At 32.6% G+C, this 224-nt stretch carries 1 protein-coding gene; it reads right to left on the bottom strand.

What is annotated here, in order from left to right:
- Positions 1–224, bottom strand: a 224-nt coding sequence (locus tag CD172_RS12130; RefSeq protein ID WP_142384443.1) for a DDE-type integrase/transposase/recombinase, incomplete at both ends; no start/stop codon positions are given.

Below are 224 nucleotides of genomic sequence, written 5' to 3' on the forward strand. Positions count from 1 at the left end.
CGTATTGATACTTTGATAACTTATTTTCCTTGATTTGATATGACGATGATCTTGTTCAATGAGATTATTTAAATATTTAGAGGTACAATGACAGTTGGGGGTAAGTTTAAAATCTTTAATCACTTCGGACATTGCCACCTTCGTTGAAGGGGCTTGGTCTGTAATTATCATTTGAGGTTTGCCAAATTGTTTAATAAGACGTTTAATAAACGTATATGCTGAGT

Origin of the sequence: Staphylococcus agnetis, from assembly GCF_002901865.1 — a bacterium.
Classification (GTDB): domain Bacteria; phylum Bacillota; class Bacilli; order Staphylococcales; family Staphylococcaceae; genus Staphylococcus; species Staphylococcus agnetis.